The 12196-nt window shown below is 50.7% G+C and carries 11 protein-coding genes; 7 read left to right on the forward strand and 4 right to left on the reverse strand.

Going from position 1 to position 12196, the window contains the following annotated elements; genetic code table 11:
- Positions 1-40: 40 nt before the first annotated feature.
- A complete protein-coding gene (locus EZJ44_RS07090; RefSeq protein ID WP_131281733.1) occupies positions 41-781 on the reverse strand; it encodes a trimeric intracellular cation channel family protein in 741 nt (246 codons plus the stop codon).
- Positions 782-788: 7 nt separating this feature from the next.
- A complete protein-coding gene (locus tag EZJ44_RS07095) occupies positions 789-1694 on the reverse strand; it encodes a macro domain-containing protein (protein WP_131281736.1) in 906 nt (301 codons plus the stop codon).
- Positions 1695-1929: 235 nt separating this feature from the next.
- Here EZJ44_RS07095 and EZJ44_RS07100 point away from each other — a divergent pair, with 235 nt between their 5' ends.
- Together EZJ44_RS07100 and EZJ44_RS07105 are read left to right on the forward strand one after the other, a co-directional pair.
- Positions 1930-2406, forward strand: coding sequence for a ribonuclease H family protein (locus EZJ44_RS07100; RefSeq protein ID WP_131281739.1), 477 nt, complete (start codon positions 1930-1932; stop codon positions 2404-2406).
- Between the two features lie 206 nt (positions 2407-2612).
- Entirely contained in the window at positions 2613-4706 is a 2094-nt protein-coding gene (locus EZJ44_RS07105) for a S9 family peptidase (RefSeq protein ID WP_131281743.1), read from the forward strand.
- A gap of 86 nt (positions 4707-4792) precedes the next feature.
- On the opposite strand, the gene mtnN is transcribed toward EZJ44_RS07105, so the two are convergent.
- Both mtnN and EZJ44_RS07115 read right to left on the reverse strand, forming a co-directional pair.
- Positions 4793-6196, reverse strand: coding sequence for a 5'-methylthioadenosine/S-adenosylhomocysteine nucleosidase (mtnN, locus tag EZJ44_RS07110; RefSeq protein WP_131281749.1), 1404 nt, complete (start codon positions 6194-6196; stop codon positions 4793-4795).
- A gap of 244 nt (positions 6197-6440) precedes the next feature.
- Complete coding sequence (locus tag EZJ44_RS07115) at positions 6441-6866, reverse strand: Fur family transcriptional regulator (protein WP_131281752.1); 426 nt, start codon at positions 6864-6866, stop codon at positions 6441-6443.
- A 752-nt stretch (positions 6867-7618) separates the two neighbouring features.
- Between EZJ44_RS07115 and nrdH the strand changes: the two genes are divergently transcribed.
- The 5 genes from nrdH (at position 7619) to EZJ44_RS07140 (ending at position 12173) form a co-directional block, all read left to right on the forward strand.
- Positions 7619-7867: a glutaredoxin-like protein NrdH gene (gene nrdH / locus EZJ44_RS07120; RefSeq protein WP_131281756.1), complete on the forward strand. Its 249-nt coding sequence runs from the start codon at positions 7619-7621 to the stop codon at positions 7865-7867.
- 112 nt (positions 7868-7979) lie between these two features.
- A complete protein-coding gene (gene nrdI / locus EZJ44_RS07125; protein WP_131281760.1) occupies positions 7980-8381 on the forward strand; it encodes a class Ib ribonucleoside-diphosphate reductase assembly flavoprotein NrdI in 402 nt (133 codons plus the stop codon).
- Positions 8366-10513 (forward strand): class 1b ribonucleoside-diphosphate reductase subunit alpha, encoded by a 2148-nt coding sequence (gene nrdE, locus EZJ44_RS07130; RefSeq protein ID WP_206661872.1) that lies wholly within the window; start codon positions 8366-8368, stop codon positions 10511-10513. Before nrdI ends, nrdE begins: the two co-directional genes overlap by 16 nt.
- A gap of 56 nt (positions 10514-10569) precedes the next feature.
- Positions 10570-11547, forward strand: a complete 978-nt coding sequence (gene nrdF / locus EZJ44_RS07135) for a class 1b ribonucleoside-diphosphate reductase subunit beta (protein WP_131281767.1) — start codon at positions 10570-10572, stop codon at positions 11545-11547.
- 11 nt (positions 11548-11558) lie between these two features.
- Positions 11559-12173: a low molecular weight protein-tyrosine-phosphatase gene (locus EZJ44_RS07140; protein ID WP_131281771.1), complete on the forward strand. Its 615-nt coding sequence runs from the start codon at positions 11559-11561 to the stop codon at positions 12171-12173.
- The last annotated feature ends 23 nt before the right edge of the window (positions 12174-12196 follow it).

Below are 12196 nucleotides of genomic sequence, written 5' to 3' on the forward strand. Positions count from 1 at the left end.
CGATTGAGACGAGTCGTGTGGTGAAATTGGTTTGAAAGGATCAGGAACTTGGGTTGTTGTGCTGCTGCTCTTCATGCTGACGCCGCAAAAAACGCAAGTTTCTACGTCCAGCTTTCGCAGATGGTTGTTGGAGACGCCGTTTGCGCATTTTGCTGGTAGCTGTGCGAAGATCGTAGGCTTTGGGGAAAATCCATTGATAACGGCGCGCCAAGATCCCAAAAATCGTGCACAGCACGATAGCCAGCCCCATACCTAGCGCATATTGATGCCGGCTCTGGAAAAATACCATCTGAGCTGCTGCAAATACAGAGAAGGTGGCATACAGGGGATTGCCGCCAAAGATAGAGGGGATTTGATTGACGAGCACGTCACGGATCATTCCGCCGCATACGGCGGTAACAACCCCCAAAAATATCGAGGAAACAACGCCGAGACCAGCGGATAAACCTTTTGAAGCTCCGGTAGCTGACCAGCATCCCAAGGCTAAGACGTCGCCAAAGCTCAAGGCGCGTTGTGACCATTTACTTTCCAAAGGTACGAAGTAGGCAAAGGTGGCGGCGCCAAAGGCGCCGCCCAAGTACCAAGGATCTGTCAATGCCACTGGAAAACCAATTCCGAGCATCATATCACGCAACAAACCGCCGCCTAGAGCGGAGGCTGCGCCAAGAACTAAGAATCCGATCAGATCAAATCCATATTTACGTGCAAGAGCTGCACCAATTAATCCGTTGGCGATTACGCCAGTAACGTCAACAAGACGAAAAAGATCTTCTGGATTCACGAGACTCCTAGTCAGCTACCCAACGAGCCAAAATATCCATATAGACTTCGGCATCTTCATCAGAATGCACCGAAAAGACCACGAGATCCATCTCTGATGTTCGGTTCTTCATCCAGTCCTCAACGGCGCCCAAGGCAATCGTGGCGGCTTCGTGAACTGGGAATCCATTCCAACCAGTCGAGATTGCCGGGAATGCGATTGAGTGAATATCGCCCTTTTCCGCAGCAAGATCAAGCGCGTTCAGATAGCAGTTACGCAAGGCGAGGCGATCGGCGTCAGTCGCCTCACGATTCTTCACGTCTGGGCCAAGTGCGTGAATGATGTACTTGGTGGGCATACGATAGCCGCGGGTCATGGTCACATCGCCCGGCTCTTCGTTATGACCTTGGAGCTCAATGATCTTCGCACAATCGTTGCGTAGCCACGGGCCAGCTTGCGCGTGAATTTCGGAATCCAAGCAGCCGTGTAGCGGGATTGGGCAACCGGTGAGTTCAGGCAGGGCAGGATTGACGACGGCGTCCACCACAAGTTGGCGAATGTCGCCGCGGTAGAGAACTACCTGGTTTGCGTCGAGATAATCGCATTCAGGCAAAATTTCCGATACGCGTCGCAGGTGAGATGCCTCGACGCGCCCACGTTTTCCAGTCTCGCGATAGAGCAAGGTGTTGATGGCGCGGGAGGTGATTGGATCGATTGCTGCTGGCTCACGCAACGATAGCTCGGCTTGAAGCCAACGGAACAGACCGTCGTCGGTGGAAAGATGCGCCATAGACGACGTGCCGGTGAAGTGCTTGTTGCGGAGCCCGCCGAGCGCCGTCATGAGAAGATCGTAGTTTGATCGTTTGTCTTTTTTCGGATCCGGGAAGTCGCAATCGAGGTTGATAAGGTCGCGATATTCGGAAAGCTTCAGCATTGTGGCCCTTTCTCAGTTCTACTTACTAGATTAGCGAAGAATGCGAGCAACTGAAATACAGGGAACGTGCTTTTGGCGATAAAACTCGCTTTTCGCGATAAAATAGCAGGCGCTGTAGTGATCCTGTGTATCGTGTTGGTCGAGTCACTGTGAAAGAATCGCTCAGTAACACTGTCCCAGTAACACTGTGAAAGATTTCTCGAGTATTACTGTAAAAGATTTACGGAAATGAGGAATGATGCCAGTTCAGAAGCCGATTGGAAAACCGCGTCCGGGCTTTGATTTTGTGATTGCCACTGACGGTTCGTGTTCTGGCAATCCCGGACCGGGCGGCTGGGCCTGGGTCGAGCAGATTTCTGGGCGCTCTGAATCGGGCGGCTCGGCGCAAACCACCAATAATATTATGGAACTCACGGCAATGATTAAGGCGCTTGAGTTCGTTGGACCTGCTGGTAGCCTGCTTATTCGTGCTGATTCCTCCTACGTTATTAATTCGATGACGAAGTGGGCCAAAGGTTGGCGCGCGAAAGGTTGGCGCAAATCGGACGGTAAGCCAGTGCTTAACCAAGAATTGATTGAGCGGCTATTGAATCTCTACGAGTCGCGGACGGGCTACACCGAGGTGGAGTGGGTGCGTGGACACAGCGGCGACGAAGCAAATGAGTTTGTTGACCGAGCTGCGGTTGCACAGACCCAAGCTCACGCCAAGTAGTTCAAGCTGCGCGTTGTGTGTGGCTCACGGTGACTAACTCGTGTAGTTCGCGCGAGGTGGCGTGCCTAGATCGCGTTAGGTGCGGCGTGGAGCTCACGGTAGGTGTCGCGTGTAGCTCAAAGCGCTTGTGACAATGAGTTTACGCTGAGCTGTTCACATGGTTGATTATCAATATCCAATTTGACTCGGTTTTATAGACTTGTGTCATGAGTGAAGTTCAAACATACCCTATGCCTGAGCGGCAGCCAGTGGCTCGCGTCTTTCATGGCGATGAATTTTTCGACGACTACGAGTGGTTCCGTGACGAAACAAATCCGAAGGTCATGGAGCATATTACGCAAGAAAACGCCTACTATGAAGAGCGCACCAAGCATCTAGCGGGTCTGCGTAAGAATATCGTTGATGAGATCGCTCGCCACACCAAAGAAGATGACGTTTCACCAGCTATTCGGCAAGGTGACTACTGGTATTGGACTCGCACCTGGGAAGGTAAGAGTTATCCGGGACTTTTCCGCACCGCCGTCGTCGATCCGAACGTGCGCCCAGATCCGCTGAAGATTTCTAACCCAACCGTGGTGTACGACGGCAATGTCTTAGCAGATGGAAAAGAGTTTTTCTCGATCGGTTCGGCGGCGATTTCTCCTGATGGGAAGTTAGCTGCGCTCGCGATTGACGATTCGGGTGACGAAACATTTTCGCTGCGTATCCACGATATTGAATCGGGTGCAGTGGTCGATGATGCGCTCAGCGATGTAGCTTATGGACTGGTGTGGAGCGCCGATTCGCGTCATATTTTCTTCACACGCACCGACGAGGCGTGGCGCAACTACCAGGTGTGGCGCCATGAACTTGGCACTGATCCCTCGGCTGACCAGCTCATTTACCAAGAAGATGACGAGAAATTCAACGTGGGTATCATGCGTTCCTGCGACGGGAAGTGGATGTCCATACTCGCAGGCTCTACTACTCAGTCTGAGCAGCGGTTGCTTTCCTTGGACGACGTCGCTGCCGCACCAATATTGGTGTGCCCGCGTATGGAAAATCTCGAATACGCTGCGGAAGTGGCCGGCGATCATCTACTCATTACCCACAACGCCCACAACCCGGATTTCGAGATTTCTCGCGCGCCTATTGGAATTAGTACGCCCGAGCAGTGGAAACTGGTTATTTCTGCTGGTGATGGTGAACATATCAATGGTGTGGGTGCTTTCCGAGATTTCGCTGTTGTGCAGATGCGCTCGGGCGGTTCGCAACAACTTCGCGTGATGAAGCGCGATGGGGATAATTGGCTCGAGCCGCAGGTGATTCCAGGTGCGGAGCTTGCCACAATTGAGTTGAATGCCGAAGCCAATTGGGACGCGACATCGATCCTATTCTCGGTGGAGTCGTTGACCCGCCCTGTTACGCATCTGAATTACGACGTGCGGACGGGCGAGACGAGCACGGTGAAGGTTACGCATGTGCCTGGTTACGACGCTGAGGCATATGTTGAGTACCGCGAATGGGCGACGGCGCAGGACGGAACCAAAATCCCGCTGACTATTGCACATCGCGCTGATCTTGACTGTCAAGGGCATAATCCAGGGCTAATCTACGGCTATGGTTCGTATGAGATTTCGATGGATCCGTGGTTTAGTGCAGCTTATCTGCCGATGTTTGACCGTGGCATGGTGTATGTGGTTGCACATGTTCGTGGTGGCGGCGAGATGGGAAGAAAGTGGTACGAGCAGGGGAAGATGCTCCAGAAACGCAACACTTTCACCGATTTTATCGACGCCGCGCAGCACGTGGTGGACTTAGGGTTAGTGGCGAGTGAGCGAGTAGCTGCCGAAGGTGGTTCGGCAGGTGGCTTACTCATGGGCGCGATTGCCAACCTAGCGCCGTGGCGATTCCGCGTAATCCACGCTGCTGTGCCTTTTGTGGATGCCTTGACCACGATTTTGAAGCCTGAGCTTCCTTTGACGGTTGGTGAATGGGAAGAATGGGGCAATCCGATTGAATCGGAAGAAATCTACCGATACATGAAGTCGTATTCCCCGTATGAGAATATTCAGGCGGTGGAGTATCCGGCGATTTTGGCTTCTACGTCGATCAACGATATTCGAGTGAGTTTTGTTGAGCCTACTAAATGGGTTGCGAAATTGCGTGCCACGGTGGCTAATGATTTCGAAGCTCGGCCCATTTTGCAAAGAACTGAGCTTGTAGCAGGGCATGGCGGCGGATCGGGAAGATATAAGCGCTGGGAAGATCGCGCTCACCAGCTAGCTTTTATCTTCGATCAACTGGGCATTACTGAGTAAATTTACATGTAGTGACCTAAAACTACTGGCGGAAAGTAGCGTCTTGCTACTTTCCGCCAGTTCAGTTCGTCATTGCCAACAGTAACTCAGTTTTGCTGGTCGGCAACCGTGGCGAGCGCTGAGCGCCATGAGCCATAACGCTGGCGGATAGCTGCTCCAGATGGGTACTTGCGATTACCTGGCAAGGATTTCAGCCACTCAGAATAGCCAGCGAACGAGGTAGTTTTGTCGTTTTCTTGAGCGTAAACACGGTACTTGATCAGGGCGTTCGTGTAGTCGGTTTCAGTGAACTTGAGTCCACCACGAGCTCGGCCACGCTGTGGTTTCAAACCAATCGATTGCAAAGCGTCGTTCCAGTAGCCGTTAAAGCGCTTGATGAGGGTTTGCGACGTCGGTGGCCAGCTGTATTGACCGCGACTGCTCGACATTCCCAATTTTTCTTGGATAAGCGCTCGAGTTGAGTCGTAATCTTTTGCCGACAGTGCACATTGTGCACCGTTGCATTCTTTGATCTTTTCGCGGGCAGCGGCGATATAAGTGAGCACGGTATCAAGCTGCTCAGCAGGCACGAAATGTAGATGCTGACGCACCACTTCCACGTAGTCAACTGGGAGTTTGCTCAGGTCCGCTTCGGTGAGTTTGTTCTTCACACCAAACATAAGATAGAGCGATGCTTTAAGAGCGGTGTTGTCGAAGAACTGCTGAACATTGCTCGTTTCGAAATCAATGGCGAGCTGAGCAGCGCGGCGCAAAATCGAGAGCGTGGTGCATGCAGCGGCTTCTGCCACTTCAGACAGCTCAGCATGGAAGCTCACTGATTGCTCGTCTGGCTCGCCACAGAGGTCAGAAATTCCACGCACAGCGATGAATGGGATTCCCCATACGTTTGCTACCTGCGCAAATGCCTGCGACTCCATGTCGGCTGTGATCGCGTCTGGGAAAGCCTCGCGCATGTCTCCCACGTTGGATTCAGTCACGAAGAAATCTGAGGATAGCATTTGTCCGATACGTACTGTGGTATCAGCGTTAATGAGGTCTGCGGAATCCGTAGGCATCACGCCGTCGTGAATATCGTTAATGAGATCCCGAGCGGAGGAAAGAAGTATCTCTGAGCCAGGGAAGACGGCGGGCTGGCCTGGTACTTGGCCACGCATGTATCCGAATGCGGTACCGTCCGCACCACCATTGACGTACTGGTTACCAATCACTACCTGCCCTACGCGCGCGTCTGGACTCAAACCGCCTGCTGAGCCGATATTGATGATTCCTCTAGGAAGGTAGTGAGTGAGAGCCCAAGTGAGTTTGGAAGCTGCTGAAACCATTCCGATTCGGCTCACCAGCAATAAGAGCGAGATGGAGCCGCGTTTGGCGAGATAGCAGTCTCCACCAGGGGAAGGGACTGTGCTGATTGTGTAGCCATCGAGAAGTGACCGGAAAGTGGCCATTTCCTCAGGCATTGCCGCAACGATAAGGGCGTTTACGCCGTTCATATGTGTACATTCTCCAAATGGTATTGATGGGTAGATGAGGCGTTCTATGCAGTGATCCGTTCATCCGCTATTTTCTTCGTGTCTTGCCCACACAAAGATGCTCTAAATAAATTTAAGAGAACGGATTGTTCACTTTATAATGCTTCCCTGTTATTATAGCGCGAAATTAATGCTCTTCTGTAAACGAGTGTGTAAATGAAATATTGTGCGTGCGGTATTGATCGACGACGCGCGGTTTGGTCGCCTATTTGTGCAGGTTCTTTAAGCAGCGTGGGCAGAATCCCCAAAAGGTGACTTCGGCTTCATCAATCAGGAAACCGTGGGGATCTGGGATTTCTAAACAAGGAGGAACTCCAGTGACACAGGGAATATCGATCACTGTGAAACAATTGCGGCACACAAGATGATGGTGGTTGTCGTGAGTGGCAATTTCATAGAGTGGCACTGAACCTGCTGGTTCAATTTTTCGTAGCAATCCTTTGGCGGTTAGCGTGTGGAGCACGTCGTAAATTGCTTGTGTCGATACCGATCCAAGCTTGGATGTAACGCCATTTTTGATCGTTTCGGCGCTTGTGTGAGGCTTTCGGGATACTTCTTCAAGCACGGAAATGCGCGGCCGAGTTACGCGCAGGCCTGCTTGGCGGAGAGTGTCCGAAAACTTTGAATTCATAGGCTTTATTGTTCCCGCTTTTTCTCAATGGTTCAACATTTCACACATTTGGTTACTGTGGTTAAATGTCGGTTTTATTAGCTTTTGGTGAGATGTGCAGTGGGTGTGGTGGGTGCGTGGCAGGTAGGAAGGCAGTGTGCAGTCGCGAGCAAGTTCCCGCGCACCCGATAAGCCCACGAGCGCGACACTCCCATAAATACGACACGCCGATTTCTGGGGAGAAAAATCGGCTGGATTTGGCTGTGGAAAGAGGAAGATTTCAGCATCTGGTCCACAGTTGTGGATATTTTTGTGCACATAGTGGGGAAAGTGCATAAATTTTTGTCCACACTATGTGGATATGTGGATATTTTTAGGCTGAGAAATTTTCCGGCATGGATTCTTGGCACGCATTTTTGGCGGGAAGCGAATTTCACAATGGGAGTGTCCGGTTCAAATTTCTGTGCAGAGCTATATTTTCTCGGAGCGATCGTGGATATTGTTGCGAGTCAATAGTGGATTAGTTCGCGAGAGGATCGAAGGTGAGAAAAGTGTTCGCAGGGAATCCACATTCTACTCACATTTGCACCTCGAAAAACAGTGAGATAGAACGCGACGGCACGCCATCTAGTGGTATCGAAAAACTTCCACCACTAGGTGTAGTGTCTATATTCGTACCTCGCAGAAAGTTGTTAGACGGCTACTAAGCAGTTAATAACGGCCTGTGTGCGAATATGAAAAGTTGATTTATAGCAGATTTGGAAGGGGAGCCAATGAGCATCACCGTTTATACAAAGCCCTCCTGCGTTCAGTGCAATGCAACCAAGCGCGCTCTTGATAAGGGTGGTTTGGATTATGTTGAAGTTGATCTGACGCAGGACGAAGAAGCTCTTGCAACAGTCAAAGCCCTAGGCTATCAGCAGGCTCCAGTTGTATTTGCTGACGGCGATCACTGGGCAGGTTTCCGCCCAGACAAAATCAAGGCATTGGTAACGGTCTCCGAAAAGGTTGCAACTGCTTAATATGCTCAGTGCCGTTGCCGAAGTGGTTAAATGCTTTGGCAACGGCACTGTGGCAATTAAAAACTTCTAGGCAAATAAAACAGCAAGACGAATGCAGGGAAGGCATAAATCGATGGTTAACATCGTGTATTTCTCATCAGCAACGAATAACACCCAGCGCTTTGTTGAGAAATTAGGTTTTCCTGCCAAACGTATTCCCCTCTATCCGTATGAAGATTTTCTTGAAGTGGATGAGGAATATGTGCTCATCGTCCCTACCTATGGTGGTGGAAATGAGCGAGGGGCTGTGCCGAAGCAAGTCATTAAGTTCCTCAATAACGAAAAAAATCGCTCTTTTATCCGAGGTGTGATTTCGGGTGGGAATACAAATTTTGGTGAGGCATACTGTTTAGCTGGAGACATAATCTCTGCAAAAACTCACGTTCCTCATATGTACAAATTTGAGCTACTGGGCACGCCGCTTGACGTGCAAAAAGTTCGTAAAGGATTGGAAGAATTTTGGACACGACTTTGACCGACACTGGTGAAGAACTTACTGATCCGGCGCTTGATTACCATGCGCTTAATGCCCAGTTAAATCTTTACGACGCCGATGGCAAGATTCAGTTCGACGCCGATCGGCAAGCTGCGCGTCAGTACTTCCTGCAGCACGTCAACAAGAACACTGTTTACTTCCACGATTTGGAAGAAAAAATGGAGTACTTGGTGGAAGAGGGATACTACGAAAAGCGTGTGCTTGACCAGTACGATTTTGATTTCATCAAGCGTCTCTACAAGGCGTGTTACGCTCACAAATTCCGTTTCCCAACCTTCTTGGGCGCTTTCAAGTACTACACGTCTTATACGCTTAAAACCTTCGATGGTACCCGTTATTTGGAGCGGTTTGAAGATCGTGTGTGCATGGTTGCACTAACGCTTGCTGAGGGCAACGAGCAGCTAGCAATGGAACTCATGGAAGAAATCATTGAAGGTCGCTTCCAGCCAGCTACGCCAACATTTCTCAATGCGGGTAAAGCAGCACGTGGCGAGCTTGTTTCTTGCTTCTTGCTGCGCGTGGAGGACAACATGGAATCAATTGCTCGCGCAGTGAATTCCTCGTTGCAGCTTTCAAAGCGCGGTGGCGGAGTGGCGCTTAACCTCTCGAACCTTCGCGAGCTTGGTGCTCCGATCAAGAAGATTCAAAACCAATCTTCTGGCGTGAATCCAGTGATGAAGCTACTCGAGGACGCATTCTCTTATGCGAATCAGCTTGGTGCTCGCCAAGGAGCAGGTGCTGTTTACCTGCACGCTCATCACCCAGATATTTTGCGTTTCTTGGATACCAAGCGTGAAAACGCGGACGAAAAGATCCGAATTAAAACGCTCTCACTCGGCGTCGTAATTCCAGACATCACTTTTGACCTGGCGAAACGTAACGCGGATATGTATCTGTTCTCGCCGTACGATGTTGAACGCGTCTATGGCGTGCCGTTCACCGAGATTTCCGTGACGGAAAAATACGAGGAAATGGTTAATGACAAGCGCATTCGCAAGTCGAAGATCAATGCCCGTCACTTCTTCCAGACGCTCGCTGAAATCCAGTTTGAGTCGGGATATCCGTACATTCTTTTTGAAGACACAGTGAACAAGCTGAATCCGATCGAGGGCCGAATCACGATGTCGAACCTTTGCTCGGAGATTCTCCAGGTATCCGAGCCATCTGAATTTAATGCTGATTTGTCGTATGCCAAGGTTGGCAAGGATATCTCGTGCAATTTGGGCTCGCTCAATATTGCACGCACGATGGATTCCCCAGATTTCGGCAAGACGATTCGCACGGCAATTCGGGCGCTGACCGCCGTCTCTGATCAATCGGATATTTCCTCGGTTCCTTCCATTGAGCGAGGAAACCGGATGTCACATGCGATTGGTCTTGGGCAGATGAATCTGCATGGATATTTGGGACGTGAGCGGATTCATTACGGTTCCGAAGAAGCTCTGGATTTCACTAACATGTACTTCTATACGGTGGTGTTCCATGCGGTAAAGAGCTCAATGGAGATCGCCAAAGAGCGTGGCGAGCGTTTCGATAATTTTGAGAACTCTGATTACGCCGCGGGAGTCTTCTTCGATAAATACACTGATCAAGAGTGGATACCACAAACCGAACGTGTGGCTGAACTGTTTAAGAATGTGCACATCCCAACTCAAGAAGATTGGCGTGAACTAAAGGCTGACGTGCAGAAATACGGCATGTACAACCAGAATCTTCAGGCAGTTCCTCCAACTGGTTCGATTTCGTACATCAACAACTCGACGTCGTCGATCCACCCAATCGTGTCGCGGATCGAAATTCGAAAAGAAGGCAAGATTGGCCGTGTGTATTACCCGGCAGCTTACATGACGAACGACAACCTCGAGTATTACAAAGATGCTTATGAGATTGGCCCAGAAGCCATCATCGACACCTACGCTGTGGCTACGCAGCACGTGGATCAAGGACTCTCGCTCACGCTGTTCTACCCAGACACAGTGACCACCCGCGATGTGAACAAGAACTACATCTATGCGTGGCGTAAAGGCATCAAGACGCTCTACTACATGCGAATTCGTCAAGCAGCTTTGGATGGAACTGAAGTTGAAGGCTGTGTTTCCTGCATGCTCTAGCAGCGTGTGACTATTTCTTATATATACGTGAGCCAACTACTGTAAAGAAGGTATCGATGAATCCACCAAAGTTGAAGCTGGTAGATAGCGTTCAGGCTATCAACTGGAACAAGATCACCGACGAAAAAGACCAAGAAGTGTGGGATCGTCTCACTGGAAACTTCTGGTTGCCTGAGAAGATTCCGCTGTCGAACGATATTCAGTCGTGGAACACCCTCAAGCCGCACGAGCAGATGATGACGACGCGCGTCTTTACGGGCTTGACCTTGCTCGACACGGTGCAAGGCACGGTTGGTGCAGTTTCACTGATTCCTGATGCCATCACTCCTCACGAAGAAGCGGTTTACACCAATATCGCCTTCATGGAGTCGGTACACGCGAAGTCGTACTCCTCGATTTTTTCCACGCTCATTTCCTCCGAGGAAATTGAGGAGACTTTCCGCTGGTCGGAAGAAAATGAATACCTTCAGAAGAAGGCGAAGATCGTGCTCGATTACTACCGTGGCGACGATCCAGAGAAGCGCAAGGTTGCCTCAACCATGCTTGAGTCTTTCCTCTTCTACTCGGGTTTCTATGCGCCGATGTACTGGTCGGCTCACGCAAAGCTCACAAATACTGCTGATTTGATCCGCCTTATTATTCGTGACGAAGCTGTGCACGGCTACTACATTGGCTACAAGTACCAGCAGGCAGTGAAGAAGTCCTCACCAGAGCGTCAGCAAGAGCTCAAGGATTACACCTTTGAACTCCTTCTCGATCTCTACGATAACGAGGAAGGCTACACCGAATCGCTGTATGACGAAATGGGCTTGACCGAAGACGTCAAGATGTTCTTGCGCTATAACGCGAACAAGGCTTTGATGAATCTTGGATACGAGGCCTTATTTGGTCCAGATCAGACTGCGGTGAATCCAGCTATTTTGGCTGCTCTTTCCCCAAGTGCGGACGAGAATCACGACTTCTTCTCAGGGTCAGGTTCGTCGTATGTGATCGGCACAGCCGAAGCAACCACCGACGACGATTGGGATTTCTAGTCAGGTTCGTTATGACTTTTCGTGTGCTCGTCGTCTGTACAGGTAATATTTGCCGCTCGCCTATGGGTGAGATCGTTTTGCGGCAACGATTACGCGGTGCGGGACTTGGTGATGTTGACGTGCGATCGGCCGGCGTTTCTACGGAAGAATCAGGTAATCCAGTAGATTCGCGGGCGCGGTCGGTGTTAGCCGAGCATGGTTACGATACGTCCAAACCTCACCATGCGCATCGTGCTACTGACGACGAGCTGCGAAATTCCGATCTTATCCTCGCCATGACAGTGGGGCATGCGCGCTCGTTGCGGCGGATGGTCGAATCTGTAGGTGGCGATATTAGCCGCATCCATTTGTGGCGTGAGTTCGACGGCACGGTTTCTTTTGCTCAGGGAGGTGTGTTTTCCGACGCCGGTGCGCTGGGGAATCGCTCTGAGGTTTCCGGCGTCAATGGAAGTGGGAAGAGATCACGTTACAGTGATTTTTATTCTTCGGATGGCAGCCTTGACGTGGCCGACCCTTGGTACGGCGGAAAAGATGGTTTCTACGCCACGCTCGATACCGTTGAGCAGGGTGCGGACGGCGTCGTGGAATGGTTGCGAGGTAGTGCGGAACTCGCTTTGCGTAAGTGAGGTGACGACGACGGTGTCGTCGT

It is taken from the genome of Arcanobacterium bovis, assembly GCF_004331995.1.
Classification (GTDB): Bacteria; Actinomycetota; Actinomycetes; order Actinomycetales; family Actinomycetaceae; genus Arcanobacterium_A; species Arcanobacterium_A bovis.

Bases quoted from the DNA above. Each gene is read 5' to 3' on its own strand.
- nrdF (WP_131281767.1), top strand. From the start codon at position 10,570: ATGAATCCACCAAAGTTGAAGCTGGTAGATAGCGTTCAGGCTATCAAC.
- EZJ44_RS07095 (WP_131281736.1), bottom strand. From the start codon at position 1,694: ATGCTGAAGCTTTCCGAATATCGCGACCTTATCAACCTCGATTGCGAC.
- nrdI (WP_131281760.1), top strand. From the start codon at position 7,980: ATGGTTAACATCGTGTATTTCTCATCAGCAACGAATAACACCCAGCGC.
- EZJ44_RS07100 (WP_131281739.1), top strand. From the start codon at position 1,930: ATGATGCCAGTTCAGAAGCCGATTGGAAAACCGCGTCCGGGCTTTGAT.
- EZJ44_RS07140 (WP_131281771.1), top strand. From the start codon at position 11,559: ATGACTTTTCGTGTGCTCGTCGTCTGTACAGGTAATATTTGCCGCTCG.
- EZJ44_RS07105 (WP_131281743.1), top strand. From the start codon at position 2,613: ATGAGTGAAGTTCAAACATACCCTATGCCTGAGCGGCAGCCAGTGGCT.
- mtnN (WP_131281749.1), bottom strand. From the start codon at position 6,196: ATGAACGGCGTAAACGCCCTTATCGTTGCGGCAATGCCTGAGGAAATG.
- EZJ44_RS07115 (WP_131281752.1), bottom strand. From the start codon at position 6,866: ATGAATTCAAAGTTTTCGGACACTCTCCGCCAAGCAGGCCTGCGCGTA.
- nrdH (WP_131281756.1), top strand. From the start codon at position 7,619: ATGAGCATCACCGTTTATACAAAGCCCTCCTGCGTTCAGTGCAATGCA.